22 protein-coding genes are annotated in these 20,515 nt (G+C 63.8%); 8 read left to right on the top strand and 14 right to left on the bottom strand.

What is annotated here, in order from left to right; all coding sequences use genetic code 11:
- Positions 1-724 (top strand): EAL domain-containing protein (locus tag EOA75_RS10765; RefSeq protein WP_164747346.1); only part of this gene is annotated, 724 nt, incomplete at its 5' end.
- 135 nt (positions 725-859) lie between these two features.
- Here the strand turns inward: EOA75_RS10765 and EOA75_RS10760 are convergent.
- Positions 860-1,468 (bottom strand): YqgE/AlgH family protein, encoded by a 609-nt coding sequence (locus EOA75_RS10760; protein ID WP_127324224.1) that lies wholly within the window; start codon positions 1,466-1,468, stop codon positions 860-862.
- A 127-nt stretch (positions 1,469-1,595) separates the two neighbouring features.
- On the opposite strand from EOA75_RS10760, the gene EOA75_RS10755 reads away from it, so the two are divergent.
- From EOA75_RS10755 to EOA75_RS10745, 3 genes are all read left to right on the top strand, one after another.
- Entirely contained in the window at positions 1,596-2,402 is an 807-nt protein-coding gene (locus tag EOA75_RS10755; protein ID WP_095800291.1) for a protein-disulfide reductase DsbD domain-containing protein, read from the top strand.
- A 139-nt stretch (positions 2,403-2,541) separates the two neighbouring features.
- Positions 2,542-3,024: a peroxiredoxin gene (locus EOA75_RS10750; RefSeq protein WP_095800347.1), complete on the top strand. Its 483-nt coding sequence runs from the start codon at positions 2,542-2,544 to the stop codon at positions 3,022-3,024.
- Entirely contained in the window at positions 3,024-3,500 is a 477-nt protein-coding gene (locus EOA75_RS10745) for a DUF2938 domain-containing protein (protein ID WP_127324223.1), read from the top strand. Before EOA75_RS10750 ends, EOA75_RS10745 begins: the two co-directional genes overlap by 1 nt.
- Before the next feature lie 15 nt (positions 3,501-3,515).
- On the opposite strand, the gene rnhA is transcribed toward EOA75_RS10745, so the two are convergent.
- The 11 genes from rnhA to coxB all read right to left on the bottom strand — a co-directional run bounded on the left by rnhA (position 3,516) and on the right by coxB (position 12,584).
- Positions 3,516-4,049, bottom strand: a complete 534-nt coding sequence (rnhA, locus tag EOA75_RS10740) for a ribonuclease HI (RefSeq protein WP_127324222.1) — start codon at positions 4,047-4,049, stop codon at positions 3,516-3,518.
- Entirely contained in the window at positions 4,046-5,008 is a 963-nt protein-coding gene (locus tag EOA75_RS10735) for a homoserine kinase (protein ID WP_067327860.1), read from the bottom strand. The genes rnhA and EOA75_RS10735 overlap by 4 nt, the downstream gene beginning before the upstream one ends.
- Before the next feature lie 6 nt (positions 5,009-5,014).
- Positions 5,015-6,019, bottom strand: a complete 1,005-nt coding sequence (gene ispH / locus EOA75_RS10730) for a 4-hydroxy-3-methylbut-2-enyl diphosphate reductase (protein WP_067327859.1) — start codon at positions 6,017-6,019, stop codon at positions 5,015-5,017.
- Between the two features lie 73 nt (positions 6,020-6,092).
- Positions 6,093-6,848 (bottom strand): SURF1 family protein, encoded by a 756-nt coding sequence (locus tag EOA75_RS10725; RefSeq protein WP_067327858.1) that lies wholly within the window; start codon positions 6,846-6,848, stop codon positions 6,093-6,095.
- Entirely contained in the window at positions 6,845-7,231 is a 387-nt protein-coding gene (locus EOA75_RS10720; protein WP_067327857.1) for a DUF983 domain-containing protein, read from the bottom strand. The genes EOA75_RS10725 and EOA75_RS10720 overlap by 4 nt, the downstream gene beginning before the upstream one ends.
- A gap of 82 nt (positions 7,232-7,313) precedes the next feature.
- A complete protein-coding gene (locus EOA75_RS10715) occupies positions 7,314-8,195 on the bottom strand; it encodes a cytochrome c oxidase subunit 3 (protein ID WP_066998007.1) in 882 nt (293 codons plus the stop codon).
- Between the two features lies 1 nt (position 8,196).
- Positions 8,197-8,823, bottom strand: a complete 627-nt coding sequence (locus tag EOA75_RS10710; RefSeq protein WP_127246407.1) for a cytochrome c oxidase assembly protein — start codon at positions 8,821-8,823, stop codon at positions 8,197-8,199.
- Positions 8,824-8,830: 7 nt separating this feature from the next.
- Positions 8,831-9,013 carry a hypothetical protein gene (locus tag EOA75_RS10705; protein WP_066998013.1) on the bottom strand — a complete coding sequence of 61 codons (183 nt, stop codon included), beginning with the start codon at positions 9,011-9,013 and terminating at the stop codon, positions 8,831-8,833.
- On the bottom strand, positions 9,010-9,954 hold the full coding sequence (locus EOA75_RS10700) for a heme o synthase (RefSeq protein WP_127324221.1): 945 nt from the start codon (positions 9,952-9,954) through the stop codon (positions 9,010-9,012). Before EOA75_RS10700 ends, EOA75_RS10705 begins: the two co-directional genes overlap by 4 nt.
- Before the next feature lie 69 nt (positions 9,955-10,023).
- A complete protein-coding gene (gene ctaD / locus EOA75_RS10695; RefSeq protein WP_066998019.1) occupies positions 10,024-11,673 on the bottom strand; it encodes a cytochrome c oxidase subunit I in 1,650 nt (549 codons plus the stop codon).
- Positions 11,674-11,711: 38 nt separating this feature from the next.
- Positions 11,712-12,584 carry a cytochrome c oxidase subunit II gene (coxB, locus tag EOA75_RS10690; RefSeq protein ID WP_245299655.1) on the bottom strand — a complete coding sequence of 291 codons (873 nt, stop codon included), beginning with the start codon at positions 12,582-12,584 and terminating at the stop codon, positions 11,712-11,714.
- A 339-nt stretch (positions 12,585-12,923) separates the two neighbouring features.
- On the opposite strand from coxB, the gene EOA75_RS10685 reads away from it, so the two are divergent.
- The 4 genes from EOA75_RS10685 to EOA75_RS10670 all read left to right on the top strand — a co-directional run bounded on the left by EOA75_RS10685 (position 12,924) and on the right by EOA75_RS10670 (position 16,204).
- Positions 12,924-13,457 carry an invasion associated locus B family protein gene (locus tag EOA75_RS10685; protein WP_066998026.1) on the top strand — a complete coding sequence of 178 codons (534 nt, stop codon included), beginning with the start codon at positions 12,924-12,926 and terminating at the stop codon, positions 13,455-13,457.
- A gap of 131 nt (positions 13,458-13,588) precedes the next feature.
- Positions 13,589-15,001 (top strand): metalloprotease TldD, encoded by a 1,413-nt coding sequence (gene tldD, locus EOA75_RS10680; protein WP_127324220.1) that lies wholly within the window; start codon positions 13,589-13,591, stop codon positions 14,999-15,001.
- 79 nt (positions 15,002-15,080) lie between these two features.
- A complete protein-coding gene (locus EOA75_RS10675) occupies positions 15,081-15,356 on the top strand; it encodes an AbrB/MazE/SpoVT family DNA-binding domain-containing protein (protein WP_127324219.1) in 276 nt (91 codons plus the stop codon).
- Between the two features lie 179 nt (positions 15,357-15,535).
- The gene (locus EOA75_RS10670; protein ID WP_348628657.1) at positions 15,536-16,204 is read left to right on the top strand and encodes a transglutaminase-like cysteine peptidase; all 669 of its coding nucleotides are present in this window, start codon (positions 15,536-15,538) and stop codon (positions 16,202-16,204) included.
- Between the two features lie 134 nt (positions 16,205-16,338).
- On the opposite strand, the gene EOA75_RS10665 is transcribed toward EOA75_RS10670, so the two are convergent.
- Together EOA75_RS10665 and EOA75_RS10660 are read right to left on the bottom strand one after the other, a co-directional pair.
- Positions 16,339-19,044: a caspase domain-containing protein gene (locus EOA75_RS10665; protein WP_245466606.1), complete on the bottom strand. Its 2,706-nt coding sequence runs from the start codon at positions 19,042-19,044 to the stop codon at positions 16,339-16,341.
- Between the two features lie 144 nt (positions 19,045-19,188).
- Complete coding sequence (locus EOA75_RS10660) at positions 19,189-20,430, bottom strand: class I SAM-dependent RNA methyltransferase (protein WP_127324217.1); 1,242 nt, start codon at positions 20,428-20,430, stop codon at positions 19,189-19,191.
- Positions 20,431-20,515: the final 85 nt, after the last annotated feature.

Raw genomic sequence — 20,515 nt, 5'->3', positions numbered from 1 at the left:
TGCCTACCAGCCGATCGTGCGGCTGGAGGATGGCAGCGTCGCCGGCTTCGAGGCGCTGCTCAGATGGGATCATCCGCGGCGCGGCATGATCCCGCCGGGAGACTTCATCCAGGTGGCTGAGAATTGCGGCCTGATCGTGCAGCTCGGCCTGTTCGCCATGCAGCAGGCGGCCGAGGATCTGGCGGCCTGGCAGAAGCAGATCGGCGACGCGCCGCTGTCGGTTTCGGTCAACCTCTCCAGCCGGCAGCTCATCCGCCGCGACCTGGTCAGCGACGTGCGCTCCGTCATTGCGCGGGCCAACTTGAAGCCGCGCTGCTTCCGGCTCGAACTCACCGAATCGCTGGTGATGGACAATCCCGAGCAGACCGCGCATGTGCTGACCAAGCTTAAGCAACTCGGCATCGGACTGTCGCTCGACGATTTCGGCACCGGCTATTCATCGCTCTCCTACCTGACGCGCTTCCCCTTCGACACGATCAAGATCGACAAGAGCTTCGTCGACGACGCAACGCCGAAACGTGCGGTGCTGCTCAAGTCCATGGTCAACATGGCCCATGAGCTTGGCCTGTCGGTCGTCGCCGAAGGCATCTCCGACGAGAGCGACGCGCTGGAGCTGCGCCAGATGGGCTGCGAATATGTCCAGAGCTTCATGTTCGGCGCGCCGATGCCCGGCGAACTGGTGCTGAAGACGCTGAGGGAGCAATACCCGCTCACGCAGGCTTAGAGGGCTTTGCTTCGGTGCTTACGAACTGCGGTGACCTTCCAACTCGTCATCACCCTAATCGCTCAGAGCGCCGCCATTCCTCGGAGGTGATGACGAAGCCAAGGCGGGGTTCGACTGATCCCGCAGCAAAGGCGTTTAAGCGTGCCCCGCGGCGACGCTCAAATGGGCGAGATCGATGCCGATCGAGGCAAGGATGCGATCGTATTTGCGCTCGATGTCGGCGTCGAAGAGCAGCTCAGGCGTCGCCGGGCAGGTCAGCCAGCCATTCTCGGCGATCTCGCTTTCGAGCTGGCCGGCGCCCCAGCCGGAATAGCCGAGCGCCATCAGCGCATGACGCGGGCCGCGACCCGTCGAGATGGCGCGCAGGATGTCGACCGTGGCGGTCAGGCAGATGTCGTCGGAGACGTTGAGCGAAGATTCCACGCGATAGTCGCCGGAATGCAGCACAAAGCCGCGGCTGCGGTCGACGGGCCCGCCATTGCGCACGACGAAATCGCGGGCATGCGCCGGCAAGCGGATTGCTTCCTGCTCGTTCACGATGCCAAGCTGCACCAGAAGGTCGGGGAACAGCATCTGCTGCGTTTGATTGATGATCAGGCCCATAGCGCCCTCGTCGCTGTGGGCGCAGATATAGATGACGGAGCGCGTGAAGCGGTCGTCCTTCATGCCGGGCATGGCAATCAGGAACTGATCGTCGAGAAAGCCGCGTCCGGCCGTCTTCTTTTTGTGACGCAACAAGTCCATGGAGCTGAGGGTAACCCGTTTCCGCGGCGCCGAAAAGATGGTCAGGCTGCCCGATGTCACGCAAATATGATACCTGCAGGAACATGAAACCATTGCGCGGCCAAGAACGGGCGATCAAATCACCGTCATGCGATACCTGAATATTGTGGCGCTCGGCGCCGTCGTCGGCCTGGCAGCGGGGCAGCCGGCCGAGGCATCATCCTCGGCCTGGTACAACAGCGAAGGCGGCAAGGTGAGGCTGGTGACCAGCGGCAAGCCGGACGAGGCGGGCAAGATCCACGGCGTGCTCGACATCGCGCTGAAGCCAGGCTGGAAAACCTATTGGCGCGATCCCGGCGACGCCGGTGTGCCGCCGCAGATCGACATCTCGGCCAGCACCAACATCGCAGATGCAAAGCTGTCGTTTCCGCCGCCGCAGCGCCACGACGACGGCTACGGCAAATGGGCCGGCTATGACCGTCCCGTATCGCTGCCGGTGACCTTCACGCTGTCGGCGCCCGACCAGCCGGCGACGATCGATGCCAACGTCTTTCTCGGCATATGCGAGACGATCTGCATTCCGGTGCAGACGCGGCTCAGCCTCGATCCTGCTTCCGATCCGAACAACGCCACCGACGCGGCGCTGGTGAAGACTGCGCTTGCAACGCTCCCCGGCCCGGCGCGATCTGATTTCGGCATCCGCGTGCTGCCCGGCGATCACGAGACGCTCATCGTCGAGGCGCATTCGCCCGGCGATGCCGAGTCCGTCGACTTTTTCATCGCGGGGGAGCGCGACTATATGTTCGGCGCGCCGGTGCGCAGCGAGAAGGACGGCAAGCTTGTTTTCACCGTGCCGATCCTCGACCGGCCGTCGGCGACGCCCACGGACGGCGGGCTCTACTACACGCTGACAAGCGCCGAAGGTGCGGTGGACGGATTGCTGCCTTTCCCTTGAGCCAATTCGTCGTGGAGCCGCAATTGCGGATGGAAAACCGCTGGGCACTTTTCCTGGCATTGCTCTGAACGGTTGCGGAATGCGGCCCGGTTCGATATCGCAGGCACAGATCCTTCCCAATCTCCCAAACGAGGAAACCATGACCATTTCGGTTGGCGAAAAACTGCCCGAAGCGATTTTCAAGGTGATGACCGCCGATGGCGCCAAGCCGATGACCAGCGCCGAGATTTTCGCCGGCAAGAAGGTGGTGCTGTTCGGCGTTCCCGGCGCCTTCACGCCAACCTGCAGCAACAATCATCTGCCGGGCTATCTCGAGAACCACGACGCCATCGTGGCGCGCGGCGTCGACACTATCGCGGTCGTCTCGGTCAACGACGTCCATGTCATGGGCGCCTGGGCACGTTTCACCGGTGGCGAAGGCAAGATCCTCTATCTCGCCGACGGCAGCGGAGACTTCGCCAAGTCGGTCGGACTTGACAATGACCTTTCCGCGAACGGCATGGGGCTGCGCTCGAAGCGCTTTTCGATGATCGTCGATGACAGCAAGGTCGTGGCTCTCAATGTCGAAGCCAAGCCAGGTGTCGACGAGAGCGGGGCGGCCAAAATCCTCGAGCAGCTCTGATGCTCGACATTGTCTGGCGCGCCATCGCGATCGGCATCGGCGCCACGGTCTTCATGGACGTCTGGGCGATTATCCTCAACAAGGCGTTCGGGCTGCCGCGGCCGAATTGGGGCATGGTCGGCCGCTGGGTCCGGCATCTGCCCGAGAAGGTCTTCCATGACGATATCAGTCAGGCCGCGCCGTATACGCATGAAAAGGCGCTGGGCTGGGCATTCCACTATCTCGTCGGAATTCTCTACGGCGTGATCCTGGTCGTGCTGGCGGGAACGGGCTGGCTGGCGGCGCCGACCTTCCTGCCGGCCTTCGTTCTCGGCATCGTCACCGTCGGCGCCGGCTGGTTCCTGCTGGCGCCCGGCATGGGTGCCGGCTGGGCAGCATCCAGGACGCCCAACCCGATGCTGGTGCGCGCGCTCAACCTCGTCTCGCACACGGTCTTCGCCCTCGGCCTGTTCTCCACGGCGCTGGCGATCCGGTAGAGAACGTCAGGCGCGTCAATAGCTCTGGGTCGAGCGTCGGGGCGCGGGCTTCCTGGCCGGAGCACCAGCCTTCTGCGGCGCAGCCGCAACCGGTGCCGGCCGCGCCTGCTTCGGCTTGAACGGCGCCATGCCTTGCCTTGCCAGTTCGTCGGCGCGCTCGTTCTCCGGGTGGCCGGCATGGCCCTTCACCCAATGCCAGATAACCTTGTGTCGCCTGTTGGCCTCGTCGAGCGCCTGCCAGAGCTCACCGTTCTTGACCGGCTTCCTCTCGCCGGTCTTCCAGCCGTTCTTCTTCCAGCCATGGATCCATTTGGAAATGCCGTCCATGACGTATTTGCTGTCGGTATAGAGATCGACCGTGCAGGGTTCCTTCAGCGCATCGAGCGCGCTGATGGCGGCAAGCAGTTCCATGCGGTTGTTGGTGGTCTCGGCCTCGCCGCCCGACAGCTCCTTGGTGATGCCGTTATAGCGCAGCACCGCGCCCCAGCCGCCCGGCCCGGGATTGCCCGAGCAGGCGCCGTCGGTGAAGATCTCGATTTGCTTGTTCATGTCAGTCCGTATTCGGATGGAGACTTAATCGCCCGGTGGAAGCGCATGCGGCGGATATATTCGGTCGGATCGCGCTTCATCACCAGCCCGCCGTTGGGAATGGTCAGCCAATCATAGAGCCTGGTCAGCATGAAGCGTAGCGCCGAGCCGCGCGCCAGCATCGGCAGCGCCGCTTTTTCCTCGCCCTCAAGCGGCCTCACCGACTGGTAGCCGGCAAGCAGCGCGGCCCCTTTGGTGAGGTTGAAGGAAAAGTCCTTCTCGAAGCACCAGGCGTTGAGGCACGTGGCGACATCATAGGCATAGAGGTCGTCGCAGGCGAAATAGAAATCGATCAGCCCCGACAGCTTCTCGCCAAGGAAGAAGACATTGTCCGGGAAGAGATCCGCGTGGATGATGCCTTGTGGCAGGCGGGTCGGCCAGTTGCGCCCAAAATCGAGGAAGTCCGCGTCGACTTCGGCCGCGAGCCCCAGCTCGACCTCGTCGGCGCGGTCGCGCGACGCCGCCCAGAGCTTGCGCCAGCCGTCGATGGCAAGCGCGTTCGGCCGCTTCATCGGGAAATCCCGCCCGGCGAGATGGAGCGCGGCCAACGCCTTGCCGACCTCGCCGCAATGCGCTGCCGTCGGGCGCCTCAGCGACAGGCCCTCGAGGAAGGTGATGATGACCGCCGGGCGCCCGGCGAGAGTGCCGATGACGGTTCCGTCATGCGCGGTGACCGGAAGCGGGCAGGAAATGCCTTTTCGCGCGAGATGGCCCATCAGGCCGAGGAAAAAGGGCAGATCGGCCTTGTCGACGCGCTTCTCGTAGAGCGTCAATATGTAGGAACCGGTGGAAGCATGGACGAGAAAATTCGAGTTCTCGGTCCCTTCGGCGATGCCCTTGTAGGACAGGAGCTCGCCCACCGGATAGGCTTTCAGAAACGCGCTGAGCTCGTTTTCGTTGACGTCGGTGTAGACGGCCATCTGGGTTTACGCGGCTCCGTTGACGAAGGCCATGTCAGCCGCCGTCAGTTCGACATCGCGCAACACCCGCATCACCGGAAAATCCTCCGTTTCCGTGGCCGTGATGGCCAGATCGATGGTGACGTCGAAGCGTTGCCGGAACGCGTCGATGATCTCGTCGACGATGATTTCCGGCGCCGAGGCGCCGGCCGACAGGCCGAGCGTCGAAATCCTGCCGATCTCATCCCACGGAATTTCGGAGGCCCGCTGCACGAGAAGCGACATCGCGGCGCCCGCGCGCTCCGCCACTTCGACAAGACGCCGCGAGTTGGACGAGTTCGGCGCGCCGACGACGAGGAAAAGGTCGGCACCGGCGGCCGTCTCCTTCACCGCCTCCTGGCGGTTGGTGGTGGCGTAGCAGATGGATTCGGCGGCCGGGGCGTGAAGCTCGGGGAAACGCTCTTGCAGCGCCCGGATGATGCCGGCGGTGTCCTCGACCGACAGCGTCGTCTGGGTGACAAAGCCAAGCGCCGCCGGGTCTGCCGGCACGAAGCTTGCCGCATCCGCCTCGGTCTCGATAAGGGTCACGGCTCCTTCCGGCAACTGGCCCATCGTGCCGATCACTTCCGGATGGCCGGCATGGCCGATCAGGAGCACATGGCGGCCGAGCCGCTGGTGCCGCATCGCCTGCTTGTGCACCTTCGACACCAGCGGACAGGTGGCATCGAGGTAGAACAGGTTGCGCGCCTCGGCGTCGGCCGGCACCGATTTTGGCACCCCATGCGCGGAAAAGACGACCGGCGACTGACGATGCTCGGGTGGGATCTCGGACAATTCCTCGATGAACACCGCGCCCAGGCTCTGCAGCCCCTCGACGACGTAGCGGTTGTGCACGATCTCATGGCGGACATAGACCGGCGCGCCGTATTTCTTCAGCGCCAGCACGACGATCTGAATGGCGCGGTCGACGCCGGCGCAGAAGCCGCGCGGCTGGCAAAGCCTGATCGTCAGCGGTGGCTTTTTTTCAATCATCAAAACGGGCCGGTTCAGTCGGAAAGCTGAAGGCGAAATGAGGCGTGCACCCCTGCCCTGTCAAGAGCGGCGCTCACTCCTCCTTCGCCGGGCGGCGAAGCCTGAGGATCAGCACCGCGGCAAGGGCGGCGGCAAGGCCATACCAGGTGACGGCATATTGCAGGTGGTTGTTCGGCAGATCGATGATGGTGACGCCGCCGACCGGCAGACCGCCGGGGTTAGGAGTCTTGTCGGCATCGATGAAGAAGGGCACCAGCACGGCTCCCGCTGGCAGACCGGCGCTCGAGGCCATGACGTCGCGGTCCTTCCAGTAGAAGATGTTCTTGGCGACGTCGTTGTCGGGCAGCATCATCGAGGGTTTTTCGGGCAGCGGATTGCGGGCAAGCCCGGTCACCGTCACCGTGCCGGCGACCTCGCCCTGCTTCCGCTTGGCCGGATCCTTGAGATCGTAAGGCACGAAGCCGCGGTTGACGAGTACGAAGCGGCCGTCGTCGAGCCGCAGGGGCGTGTAGACATTGAAGCCCGTGTCGCCTTCCCAAGTGGCGAAGAAATGTCGTTCGCCCTGGTGCAGGAAAGTGCCGGTCACCGTAACCGGCGTGTAGTCGACATCGTGTGTGGCGGCGAATTCTTTCTCGACATCGGTCAGTGGCAACGGTGCCGCATGGGTGCGCTTGTCGATGGTATCGATCAGCCCTTCCTTCCAGTGCAAGCGCTGGACCTGCCATGTGCCGAGGCCGAGGAGAATGGCGAACAGGACAAGGCCGAGCCCAAGCAGCAGTGCCGAGCGCGGCCGCGAAGCGCCGGCAGTCGAGGAGGTCGCATCGCTCATTGGCCGCTGTCCAGCCTGCCTTCCGCGGCCTTCTTGGAATATTGCAGGGTGATCAGCACGCCCTTGATCAGGCGCAGCGCCGCCAGGCTCAGCACCAGCGCCAGCGGTATCCACAAAATGAAATGCAGCCAGAGCGGCGGGCTCAGCGTCACTTCCATCCACAGCGCCAGGCCGACGACGATGAAGCCGATGATGAGGATGACGAAGACCGCCGGACCGTCGCCGGCATCGGCAAAGGAATAGTCGAGGCCGCAATTATAGCAGCGCTTGCCGACGGTGAGGAAGCCGGAGAACAGCTTGCCCTCGCCGCAGCGCGGGCAATGGCCGCGCAGCCCGGCCGAGATCGGGTCGACGGGTGGCCAGATCGCCTTGTCTTCGCTCATGTCAGCACCGTAGACCCGTTCGGTCAAAAAGATAAGGCGGCCACGTCGCCGCAGCCGCCTCGTGAACTCAATCCAAAGGGTCTCAGTGGGCTTCGATTACCGCGCCGCTCGAGGCCCAGACATAGATCGCGGTGAACAGGAACAGCCAGACCACGTCGACGAAATGCCAGTACCAGGCGGCCGCCTCGAAGCCGAAATGCTGCTTCGGGGTGAAATCGCCCCGCATCGCCCGGATCAGGCAGACGAGCAGGAAGATGGTGCCGATGATGACGTGGAAGCCGTGGAAGCCAGTCGCCATGAAGAAGGTGGCGCCGTAGATCGAGTCCTTGAAGCCGAACGGAGCGTGCATGTACTCGTAGGCCTGCACCATGGTGAACAGCATGCCGAGGCCGACGGTTAGGATCAGGCCGTTGATCAGGCCCTTGCGGTCGCCGTGCAGCAGCGAGTGGTGCGCCCAGGTCACCGTCGTGCCCGACAAAAGCAGGATGATGGTGTTGTAGAGCGGCAGGTGGAAGGGATCGAGAACCTCCAGACCTTTTGGCGGCCAAACGCCGCCCGTGAAGGTGGTGCGGGCATATTGCGCGGCCTCGCCCGGGAATAGGCTGGCGTCGAAGAAGGCCCAGAACCAGGCGACGAAGAACATCACCTCGGAGGCGATGAACATGATCATGCCGTAGCGCAGGTGCAGCGAAACGACGCGCGTGTGGTGGCCCTCATGCGCTTCCTTGATGGTGTCCGACCACCAGGCGAACATCGTGTAGAGCACGATGATCAGGCCGATGAAAAACAGCCACGGATTGGCGATGTTGTGGCCGAATATTGGGAAGCTGCCGGCCTTCAGATACTGCATCAGGCAAACGCCGCCGACGGCCGTGACCAATGCGCCGATCGAGCCCAGGAAAGGCCAAGGGCTGGGATTGACGAGATGGTAGTCGTGGTTCGGTTTTGCGTGCGCGTCTGCCATATCAACCCCCGAGGCTTGCTTCGGAATCTGGAACTTTGTTGCTGCTGCCAGCGGCCGGCGCGGACGACGCGACTGGCTGCTTCTTTTCGACCGGGAACATGGTGTAGGACAGGGTGATGGTCTTCAAGTCCTTCAGTTCCGGCACGTTGACGATGTCTGGATCGACATAGAACACGACCGGCATGTCCAGCGTCTCACCGGGCTTGAGCGTCGTGTCGGTGAAGCAGAAGCACTCCACCTTGTTGAAATAGGCGCCGGCCATTTCCGGCTGCACGTTGAAGGAGGCGCGCCCGGTGATGGGGCGATCGAACTTGTTGGTGGCGCTGTAATGCGCCTGCGTGGTCTCGCCGATCTTGATCGTCACCGAGCGCGCGACGGGCTCGAACTGCCACGGAATGCCGTTGGTGTTGGCGTCGAAGCGGATGGTGATGTCGCGGTCGAGCACGCGACCGGCATATTGCTTCTCGACGCGCTGCGTCGTGCCGCCATAGCCGGTGACCTGGCAGAACATCTTGTAGAGCGGGACCGCCGCATAGGCCATGCCGACCATGCCGGTGAAGAAGGCAAGGCAGACCGCCACGACGATGCGGTTGCTGTTCTTCCCGATGGGTCCGGTCTCGCCGCTCATCGCCGCCTCACATCAAATTCGTCGGTATCAGGCCGGAGGCATGGTGGCCGAAGCGCACGATGGTGGCGATGTAGAAGATGATGACGAGCGCGGCCAGCGCGACGCCGATGGCAACGGAGCGGCTGCGCCGCGCCTTCCGCTGGCGTTCGGTCAAGGTGACCAGTTCGAGGTTCTTGTCGGCCACGATCATGCTCCCCCCATGACGAGGGCACGCCCGACCACGCTGTCGACGAGATAGGCGGCAAAGATTGCGAAGAGATAGAGCAGCGAAAAGCCGAACAGCGCCTTGGCCGGCTTCATCGCGCGGTCGGCATCGCTCATGCCCAGCACCTTCCAGGCATACCAGACGAAGCCCAGGCCGAGCAGAACGGAAACCGCTCCATAGGCGGCGGTGGTGTAGCCGAGCAGCCATGGCAACACGCCGACCGGCGCCAGGACTAGCGCGTAGGCAAAGATCTGGCGGCGGGTCGAGGCGTGTCCGGCGACGTTCGGCATCATCGGGATGCCGGCGCGGGCGTAGTCGTCCGACTTGAACAGCGCCAACGCCCAGAAATGCGGCGGCGTCCACAGGAAAATGATCAGGAAAAGAATCAGGCTTTCGAGGCTGACCGATCCGGTCACCGCCGCCCAGCCGATCACCGGCGGGATGGCGCCGGCGGCGCCGCCGATGACGATGTTCTGCGGCGTCCAGCGCTTCAGCCACATCGTGTAGATCACGGCGTAGAAGAAGATGGTGAAGGCAAGAAGCGCCGCCGACAGCCAGTTGATGAGCACGCCCAGCGTCATCACCGACAGCGCGGAGAGCACGAGCCCGAAGCTCAGCGCCTCACCCGGCGTGACGCGCCCGGCCGGCACCGGACGGCTCGCTGTCCTGGTCATCACCGCGTCGATATCGGCGTCGTACCACATGTTGAGCGCGCCCGAGGCGCCGGCGCCGATGGCAATCGCCAGGATCGCGATCACCGCCAGCAGCGGATTGATGGCGACCGGCGCCGCGACCATGCCGACAAAGGCCGTGAAGACGACCAGCGACATCACGCGCGGCTTGAGGAGGGCGAAGAAATCGCCCGCGGTGGCTTCCGACATGCGAAAGCCAACTTCCTCCATCAATTTGTGGTCGGCAAGGGCCATGCGTACTTAAAGTCCATCATTCCGTTGGCCAAGACCGCCGGGCGAGCAGGCGGTCCTGTATCTGCGGCCTTACTTGATCTTCGGCAGCTGTTCCCACTGGTGGAACGGCGGCGGCGACGGCAGCTGCCATTCGAGCGTGGTGGCACCCTCGCCCCACGGATTGGCGCCCGCGACGCGCTTCTTCTGGAAGGCCTCGAACACGCCATAGAGGAAGATCGCAACGCCGACGGCGGCGATGTAGGAGCCGTAGGACGAGATCATGTTCCAGCCGGCAAACGCATCCGGATAGTCGACAGTGCGGCGCGGCATCCCGGCAAGGCCGAGGAAGTGCTGCGGGAAGAAGATCAGGTTGACGCCGACGAAGGTGACCCAGAAGTGGGTGTTGGCGATCACCGGCGAGTACATGTAGCCGGTCATCTTCGGGAACCAGTAGTACCAGCCGGCGAAGATGGCGAACACGGCGCCCAGCGACAGCACGTAGTGGAAGTGGGCGATCACGAAATAGGTGTCGTGCAGCGAGCGGTCGAGGCCGGCATTTGCCAGCTGAACGCCGGTGACGCCACCGATCGTGAACAGGAAGATGAAGCCCAGCGCCCACAGCATCGGCGGCTTGAAGGAGATCGAGCCGCCCCACATCGTGGCGATCCAGGAGAAGATCTTCACGCCCGTCGGAACCGCGATGACCATGGTGGCGAACACGAAATAGCGCTGCGTGTCGAGCGACAGGCCGGTCGTGTACATGTGGTGCGCCCAGACGATGAAGCCGACGGCGCCGATCGCGACCATGGCGTAGGCCATGCCGAGATAGCCGAAGACCGGCTTCTTCGAGAAGGTCGAGACGATATGGCTAACGATGCCGAAGCCCGGCAGGATCAGGATGTACACCTCGGGATGGCCGAAGAACCAGAACAGGTGCTGGAAGAGCAGCGGGTCGCCGCCCTGGTCCGGCACGAAGAAGGCGGTGCCGAAGTTGCGATCGGTGAGCAGCATGGTGATGGCGCCCGCCAGGACCGGCAGCGACAAGAGCAGCAGGAAGGCCGTGATCAGCACCGCCCAGGCGAACAGCGGCATCTTGTGCATGGTCATGCCAGGCGCGCGCATGTTGAAGATGGTGGTGATGAAATTGATCGCACCGAGAATCGACGAGGCGCCGGCGATGTGGAGCGACAGAATCGCAAGGTCCATCGCGGGGCCAGGCTGGCCGGATGTCGAGAGCGGCGGATAGATCGTCCAGCCGCCGCCGACGCCGAAGGCGCCGGGCGCGCTCGGTACGAACATCGAGCCGAGCAGCAGGAGGAAGGCCGGCGGCAGCAGCCAGAAAGAGATGTTGTTCATGCGCGGGAAGGCCATGTCCGGCGCGCCGATCATGATCGGCACCATCCAGTTGGCGAAGCCGCCGATGAGCGCCGGCATCACCATGAAGAAGATCATGATCAGTCCGTGCGCGGCGCCGAAGGCATTGTACATGCTCTTGCCGCCGTCGATGGCGGCATCACCCTGCATGCCGTAGACCATCTGCGCCAGACCGCTGAAGATCTGGATGCCGGGCTCCTGCAGCTCCATGCGGATGGCGACCGAAAGCGCGCCGCCGATAATCCCGGCCATGATCGCGAAGATCAGGTAGAGCGTGCCGATGTCCTTGTGGTTGGTCGAGTAGACCCAGCGGACCCAGCCATGCGGCCTGTGGTCGTGGTGGTCGTGAGCTGCAGCCTCTGCCATATTCCGCTCCGTTCCCTAATTCTTGCTAACCCGCGGCGTCAGTTGCCGGCGGCCGCTACCTTGTTGGTACCATCGATCTCGGCCATCAGCGCCTTGTTGGCGGCGGGCACGTCGGTCTTGGCCGTCTCCAGCCAGGTCTTGAACTGCGCGTCGGAGACGACGCGAACCGCGATCGGCATAAAGGCGTGATCCTTGCCGCAGAGCTGCGAGCACTGGCCGTAATAGAGGCCTTCCTTCTCCGCCTTGAACCAGGTCTCGTTGGTGCGGCCGGGCACGGCATCCATCTTGATGCCGAAGGACGGCACGGCGAAGGAGTGGATGACGTCGGTGGCGGTGATCAGCACACGGGTCATGGTGTTGACCGGCACCACCAGCTCATTGTCGACGGCGAGCAGGCGCGGATAGAGGTTGCGGTCTTCCTTGCCGGCCTTGGCGCGGTCACCGTCCTGAAGGATCGCCGAGTTGAAGGAGAAGCTCTTGTCGACCTGGTATTCGTAGTCCCAATTCCATTGGTTGCCGGTCGCCTTGACGGTCAGCTTGGCTTCTTCCGGCGGGGTATACTGCGCGGTGAGCAGTTGGAACGAGGGGATGGCGATGAGCAGCAGCACGATGACCGGGCCGACGGTCCAGATCACCTCGATCAGCGTGTTGTGGCTGGTCCGGGAAGGAACCGGGTTGGCGCTCGCGCGGAACCGCAGGATGACATAGGCGAGCAGGACCAGCACCAGCAGGGTGATGACCACGATGAATACGAAGGTGTAGTTTCCGAACCATTCGATCTGCCGCATCATGTCGGTCGCAGGCGCCTGGAAGGCGGTTTCCCATGGCCGCGGCTGATCCGCATAGGCGGATGCGCTGGAGAGGAGCGTGCCCGCGGCCGCAGCACCTGCCAGAAGTCTGGCGCTTGCCATGAATTTTCTCATCGCCCTCTCGTCTCCCACTTCCTGCAATCGGATCGCACCAATAACGAACGACGCCGGGATGGGGAATCCCGGTCTGTCCCTAAGGTGGTTCAAACCATACTCTATTTCCCTCCGCAAGGAAGGAGCGGGCGAAACCGTGCGGCATTTTTGCGCGCAGCCCGAAGGGCATCCCCGACCATCGCCGCCCCCGCGCCGGGCGGTCGCAATTCGGGCGAATTTGCTCTGGAAAAGCGCGTAATTGCCGGTATCTGGGCGGGCTGGCGACGGTCTCGTCCTTTACTTGGCCTTGGCGCAGCTTAAAGTGCCGTGATTCGCAATGGAGCCGTTATGACTTCCTGGCTTTCGAGACCCTTGGCGAAGGTTATCTTCCTTGCCGCCTCGCTTAGCGCCAGTGTGGCGAACGCCGCGCCACCGCAGACCGCGGCGCCGCCCAGCGGCACGGTCAAGTCGACGCATGGCGCGTGGTCGATCATCTGCGACACGCCGGCCGGCGCAACCTCCGAGCAATGCGTGATGATGCAGAACGTCGTCGCCGAGGACCGTCCGGAGATGGGGCTTTCCGTCGTGGTGCTGCGCACCGCCGACAACAAGGCGGAGATCCTGCGGGTGCTGGCACCGCTCGGCGTGCTCCTGCCCAACGGGCTCGGCCTCAATGTCGACGGCAAGGACATCGGCCGCGCCTATTTCGTGCGCTGCTTCCAGGACGGCTGCTACGCGGAAGTGATCCTCGAGAAGCCACTGCTCGACACGCTGAAGAACGGCACGTCGGCCACCTTCATCGTGTTCCAGACGCCGGAGGAAGGCATCGGCATTCCGGTCGATCTGAAGGGATTCGCCGAAGGCTTCTCGGCTCTGCCCTAAGTCCAGCGGCGGCAACGCGGCCGCCAGTCGGCTCGGGGCGATGACGATCGCGTGTGAAGGCCGGCGATTGTCTTGACCTCACTTCGCCCCTACATCGGGGGAATGCGAAACCGCCAGCGGACAGCCCTGCCATGAACAGCCTGATCGGCCAATTCGACATTTCCGACGACCGCGTCAAAGAGATCGTCGCCGATACCATCAAGGGCGCCGACGACGGCGAGTTGTTCCTCGAATACAGCGAGAACGAAGCGCTGATGTTCGACAACGGCCGGCTGAAGACGGCGAATTTCAACACCGACCAGGGTTTCGGGCTGCGCGCCGTCGCCGGCGAGGCGAGCGGCTATGCCCATTCGAGCGACCTGTCGGAAGCCTCGCTGCTGCGCGCCGCCGATGCCGTCTCCGCGGTGAAGGGCGGCTATTCCGGAACGCTTGCCGCAGCGCCCGCGCGCACCAATCGCCACCTTTACGGCGACGAGAATCCCATCACCTCGCCCAGTTTCGAGGCCAAGGCGAAGCTGTTGCAGGAGATCGACGCCTGGCTGCGCGCCGCCGATCCGCGCGTGCGCCAGGTGACGGCTTCGCTCGCCGCCTCGTGGCAGCATGTCGAGATCGTGCGCGGCGACGGCCAGGCGGTGCGCGATATCCGCCCGCTGGTCAGGATGAACGTCTCGGTGGTGGTCGGCGATGGCGACCGCCAGGAGAGCGGCTCCTACGGAATGGGCGGCCGCAAGAGCTTTGGCGAGTTCCTCACCGAGGAGAGTTGGAAGCACTCCGCGCGCGAGGCGCTGCGACAGGCGCTGGTCAATCTGGAGGCCGTTCCGGCGCCGGCAGGCACATTCGACATCGTGCTTTCCAGCGGCTGGCCGGGCGTGATGCTGCACGAGGCTGTCGGCCATGGCCTCGAGGGCGACTTCAACCGCAAGAAAACATCCGCCTTCGCCGGCCTGATGGGCAGCCAAGTAGCGGCAAAGGGCGTCACCGTCGTCGATGACGGCACCATCGCCGAGCGGCGCGGCTCGCTTACCGTGGACGACGAAGGCACGCCTTCGGCGCGCAATGTGCTGATCGAGGACGGCAAGCTGGTCGGCTACATGCAGGACCGCCAGAATGCGCGGCTGATGGGCATGAAGGCGACCGGCAACGGCCGGCGCGAAGGCTATGCCCACCAGCCGATGCCGCGCATGACCAACACCTACATGACCTCGGGCGATACCGCGCCGGAAGAGATCATCGCCTCGGTCAAGAACGGCATCTATGCCGTCTCTTTCGGCGGCGGCCAGGTCGACATCACCTCAGGCAAGTTCGTGTTCGGCTGCACCGAGGCCTACATGATCGAGGACGGCAAGGTGACGCAGCCGATCAAGGGCGCAATGCTGATCGGCAACGGGCCCGACGCCATGCACCGCGTCACCATGGTCGGCAATGACATGAAACTCGACAACGGCATCGGCATGTGCGGCAAGGCCGGACAGGGCGTGCCGGTCGGGGTCGGCCAGCCGCATCTGAGGATGAACCAGATGACGGTGGGCGGCACCAGGGTTTGAGCACGCTCAATCCGGCAGGTTTGAATAGCACTCCGCCGCTTGAGTATCTTACCTGTGTCTTACACGGGGTAAGCTTGCGATGGCTGGTGCCGAAAAACTCATAACCACCGTCTCGACCAAGGGACAAGTGATCCTCCCCAGCGCGATCCGGAAACGGAGGGACTGGGGTGCGGGCACACGTCTGCAGGTCGAAGACACACCAGACGGTGTTCTTCTGAAGCAAGTGCCGGCCTTCACCCCGACGCGACCGGAAGACGTGGTTGGCCTGCTGCCGCACCGCGGCAAGCCGAAGACGCTTGAAGAGATGAACGCGAGTGTCTTTGCCGAAGCGCGGCGGCGCCATGCTCGCAATTGATCCCAACCTTGTCGTCAGATACCTGACGACGACCATCCTGAACGGTCACCTCGATCCGGCCGGAAAGCTCATACCTAGCTACCCGCCGGAGCGCGAACAAATCGTGTTAGCAGATTATTAATTGTTCAATTGCTTTGGCCGACGCTTCCGACTTAACTATCAGCAGTCTTCTCGTTGCGGTGGTGTTGGCAGTGCTGCGTTCCCCTGGCGTCCTGACCTCTTCATTCCTCCTTGGCCTTTGCTCATTGATCGGTGTGACGTCGCTTTGCGTCGACACGGCGGCGGCGCAGTCGACATTGTTCAAACGGCCATCGAGTCCGGTCGACCTGCGCTCCGCCACAGTTGGAGGACGTACCAGCGTCCCTTATGGCTGGATCGATTTCTGCCACCGCCGGCCGAAAGAGTGCAAAGTGCCTGCCCTGCAGCCGGCGAACGTCAAGCTGACCGCACAGAACATGCGAACCCTCAAGCGCATAAACCAGAAGGCGAACCGCGCCATCAAGCCCGTCAGCAACTATGATCACTGGGGCACGATGATGGACCACTGGGACTATCCGGTGGACGGCAAGGGCGACTGCAAGATCTACGCGCTCTACAAGCGCAAGCTTCTCATGGAAGCGGGATTTCCCCGCCAGGCGCTGCTGATGACGGTGGTGCGCGACCTGAACAACGAAGGCCACACCATCCTGACCGTGAAGACCGACAAGGGCGATCTCGTGCTCGACAATCTGGTCGACGAAGTCCGGCCCTGGAACGCGACCGGCTATTATTTCCTGAAGCGCCAGTCGCAGCAGAACTCGAATATTTGGGTCTCGATCAATCAGCGCGGCGGCACGCCGAAAACCTGACGGATGCCGCCAGGCTCAACCGAGCGGCCTCGACAGCCGAGGCATTCCGTTTCTGACGATTGATACGCGCGGACCGGCGCCTCTGCCTTCCACGTTCATGGCCGAAAAATCGGCTCGCAGAGGTACGCGCCGGCCTACTGGTTGCAGGCCGGCTCGCCCTGCTGTCCGCAAGAGAGCTTCTTCTTGCGCTGCGGCTTCTCCCGGGGGACACTCCGCTCTTGCATCTGCGGCCTCGGCTGCGAACGCAATTCCGAGCGAGGCTCCGATCTCTGCCGCCGCAGCACCTGCTCGTTAGGCCTTTCCTGCCTGAACTGGCGCTGCGCATTGTCGTTCGGCCTGTTGACTTTGAAATTGCGCTGGACGGTGACATCCCGGCCGGCGGAACCTTCTTCGTTCTGCAGCCGGCGCAGCGTCCTGCGCCTGTCGTTCCCGCTGGCCGAGCCCTGATTCTCGTCGGAGAACAGGGTCGGACTGTTCCTCCTGAGCCGCTTCTGCACGGCCGGTCCATTGTCGGTTGGCCCACCACTAACGGTCGGCAGTCTGCGGAACTTCTTGCTCTTGGCCGAGCCCTGGTTGTCATCGGAGAACATTTCGGGGGTGTTCTTTCTGAGCCGCTCGCGCACGCTCGGCCGGTTCTCGGCCGGCATCCGGTTGACGGTAGGCAGCTTGCGGACCTTCCTGCCCTTGTCGCTCGCGGCGGCCGAACCTTGTTCGTTCGGTTCGACCACGGACTGGCCTGCGGACAAATCCTTGCGCGTCAGCTTCCTCGGCTTGCCACCGCTCCGTTCGGATAATGCCTTGGGATTGTTCTGCCTGAACTTCTCCCGCGCGCTCTGCCCGTTGTCGGCCGGCATGCCGTTGACGGCGGGCAGGTTGCGGAGCTTTTTACCCCTCTTCCGATCTGTGTCCTGCTTCCCGGTCCGGTCAGGACCGGCATTTCCGATCGCCTCTTGGTTGCCGCCCGAGATGCCTTGCCTGCCGGGTTGCCTCTTCAATTTGTTGCCGCGCAAGTTCTGGCCGTCGGGCGCCGGCTTGCCGTTGACCAGCGGCAGCCTCTTGCCATCGGCTCCGGGCAAAGCGTGATCGGTTGAGAGCTTGCCGGTTCTGGACGAGGTCTCCGGCGAGGTGTCAGGCTGCTGGCGCTGGATAACACGCTGACCAGGCTTCGGCGGCAGGGCGCCCTGTTGCTGCTGATTGGATGTGGCCTGACGGAACTTGGCCGCCCTCTTCTGCAGAAGCGGCGGCAGGGGAACCTTGGCCGCCAGCGCATCGGCGCGGCCACCAACGGCGCCTTCCATCGTTTTCTGGGCTGTACGGCGGTCAAGCTGAACACGGGCGCTCGGCTGCGCGGCCCGATCGATGGTCTCGTTTTTGATCGTCGTGTTGATGGTGTTGATGACCGTCGTGTTGTGGATGTTGTTGAAGATGATGGCGTTCGGCGGCGGCACGACGTGGCGCGGCGGGTTGATGAATACGGGGATCGGCACGAATACCGGCGTCGGCAGGATGAAGACGTCGACCGGCGGCGGAGGTGGCGGAAGCACAATGAAATCCGGCGGCGGCGGCGGCAGGAAGATCACCGTGATCGGCGGCGGCGGTTCGAAGTCGAAATCGGGATCGTCGAAATAGAGCACCGGCCGGTCGATATAGATGATTTCCTCCTCCGGCGGCGGCGGCAAATCATACTCATAGACGGTGAACTCCTCCGGCGGCTCCAGGGCAGCGTCGAAATGTTCGAGCCGCCGTCGTGCGTCCCAGGCATGCGGACCACGCGGATAGCGCCGCAGATAAGACCAGTAGGCTTCCGGCGTGTCCTCCAGCCAGGTCTCGCGCCAGGTGATCGCCTCGCGCCGCGCAGCGACAATGGCGCGCACGCGCTCAGCCATCGGATCATGTGGATAGGCGACTAGGAAATCCTCGTAGCCGCGCATCGTATCGCGGTCGAGAGCCGCGACATAAGCGTCACGAGCGTTGAAATCGCGGATCGCCCTGGTCCGGTTGGACCGGGATTCGGCCTCCGAAACCTTTGGCGCGGGCGCGTCCGCGGCACGGTCGAAGAAGACAAAAGGCGCGGTGATCTTCGAGGCATGCCACGGCACTTCCGCGCCTTGCGTCATCTCGTTGACGCGCAGCCGCGTGCGGTCGAACACCTCGTCAAGCGACAACCCGCCCTCGCGTATCATTTCGGCGAGCGCCTGGGCATAGGCGCCGTAAGGGCCCTTGCCTTCCGGCGCGACCGTTCCCGGAGCCGCGTTGAACGCAATCAGCATGTTCGGGTCGGGATCGACAAGCGCGAGACCACCGGCCAGGGGCTGGCTCATCTTCGGCAAGGCATTGGGCCGCGCCGCGGCGAGCACGACGATGTTTACCTTCGTCGGCAATCCGGCCAACGACCGGGTGACATCGGAGAGCCGCATCGCCTGAAGCGGCACGTCGGCGGGACTGGCGATCTGGGCATCGACTGGGAGAAAGTAGTTCTCCCCCTCGAACTGCACGCCGTGGCCGGCAAGATAGACGAAGACGACCGCATCGGGACCGGCGGCGGAAACCTTGCCGAGAAAATCGCGCAGCGCGCCGCGCAGCGAGTCCTGATCGACATCGCGCGCGCCGACGACGTCGAACCCTGCCGCCTGCAAGGTCTGCGCGATCAGGCCGGCGTCATTGGCGGCAGTCGCGAGCTCGCCGGACTGATAGGCGCCGTTGCCGATGACGAAGGCGAGGCGTTTTTGCTCTTGCGCGAGCGCACCGGTCGCGGACGCGGCGCCAAAAGCGATGAGAACGATGAGGCTGAGGAATTTTAGAAGCGTCTGCATGGCAATGCGCTGTCCGTTATCCGCCATCCGCCATCCGCTTATTTCAGTAACGCCGAAAGAGCAGGAATGTTTCCCTAACAGCGCAAAACTAAGACCTGCAAGAAGGCGGCTTTAGGGCGCAAATTTCGGAAAAGAGAGGCTTCAAGTTTCTTGCGAACCGGCTCTCGCGGACTACCGGCGCCGCTTCGGCTTCTCCAGCAGCGCGACGGCCTCGACATGCGGCGACCACAGGAACTGGTCGATCGGCGTCACGCTCTTCAGTTGATAGCCGCCGTCGATGAGGATGCGCAGATCCCGCGCCAGCGTCGTCGGATTGCAGGAGACGGCCGCGACCAGCGGCACGTCTGAGCGGGCGATCTGCTTGGACTGATCCTCCGCGCCGGCGCGCGGTGGATCGAAGACGAGGCCGTCGAAGCCGCTCAACTCCTTGAAGGTCAGCGGCCTGCGGAAGAGGTCGCGACGCTCGCTGGTCACGCGCTTCAAGCCGCTGGCGAAGCGGAAAGCACGGTCGAGCGCGGCCAGCGCTGGGGCGTCTCCCTCCACGGCATGCACTTCCGACTTCGCCGCCAGCCGGAGCGCGAAGCTGCCGCAGCCGGCGAACAGGTCGGCGATCTTCTTGACACGCGACAGGTGCTGGCAGACGAGACCGGCCATCGTCTGCTCGGCGGCCTCCGTCGCCTGAAGGAAGGCGCCGGGCGGCAGGGCGACGGCGACCGAGCCGAACTGCACCACCGGCTTCTTCGGCTCCACGATCACCTCGCCGTCGATCGAAAGCCTCGCCAGGCCCGCGGCAATCACAAAATTGGAAGCGATGCGGCGCTGGTTTTCGCCGAGCTTGCCCGCGTCATGGACGGCGACATCGAGGCCGGACGCCGTGGCGGTGACGGTCATGTGGAAGGCTTTCGGCGTCGCGCAGACCAGTCCTGCCAGTCTTCGCAAAGGATCGAGCGCATCAACGATTGCCGGCAGCGAGATCGGGCATTCCTCGATAGGAATGATCTCGGAGGAGAGCGCGCGCACGAAACCGAGCAGCATGCCGGCCTCGGTGCGCCGAGCGCTGAAGACGACGCGGCGGCGCGTGGGCGGCGCGCAGGGCACCAGCGCGTCGATCTGACCAGCGATGCCCTTGATCTTGAGCGCCTGCACCACCCGTTCGCGTTTCCACTGCCGGTAGCCGTCGGCCTCGAAATGCTGCAACGCGCAGCCGCCGCATTCGGTGAAGTGGCGGCAGGGCGGATCAACCCTAAGCGGTGAAGTCTCAACAACCGACATCAGCGTCGCGCGGTCCTTCTGGCGCGCGGCGGTGACCGTCTCGCCAGGCAGCGTGAACGGGATGAAGACCTCACCGCCATCGGCACCGGCGATGCCGTCGCCCTGCGAACCGAGCCTTGTGATGGTGAAGCGCGCGCTCATGGCGATGCCGCGTCCTTGATCGCGGCGAGAAGGAACTCGCGGTTGCCGTCGCCGCCCTCGATCGGCGATGGATGCAGCCCAAGCA

It is taken from the genome of Mesorhizobium sp. M1A.F.Ca.IN.022.07.1.1 (assembly GCF_003997575.1).
GTDB lineage: Bacteria > Pseudomonadota > Alphaproteobacteria > Rhizobiales > Rhizobiaceae > Mesorhizobium.
Note: the sequence above shows the minus strand (reverse complement) of the source record. Positions and strands in the feature narration are given on the sequence as shown.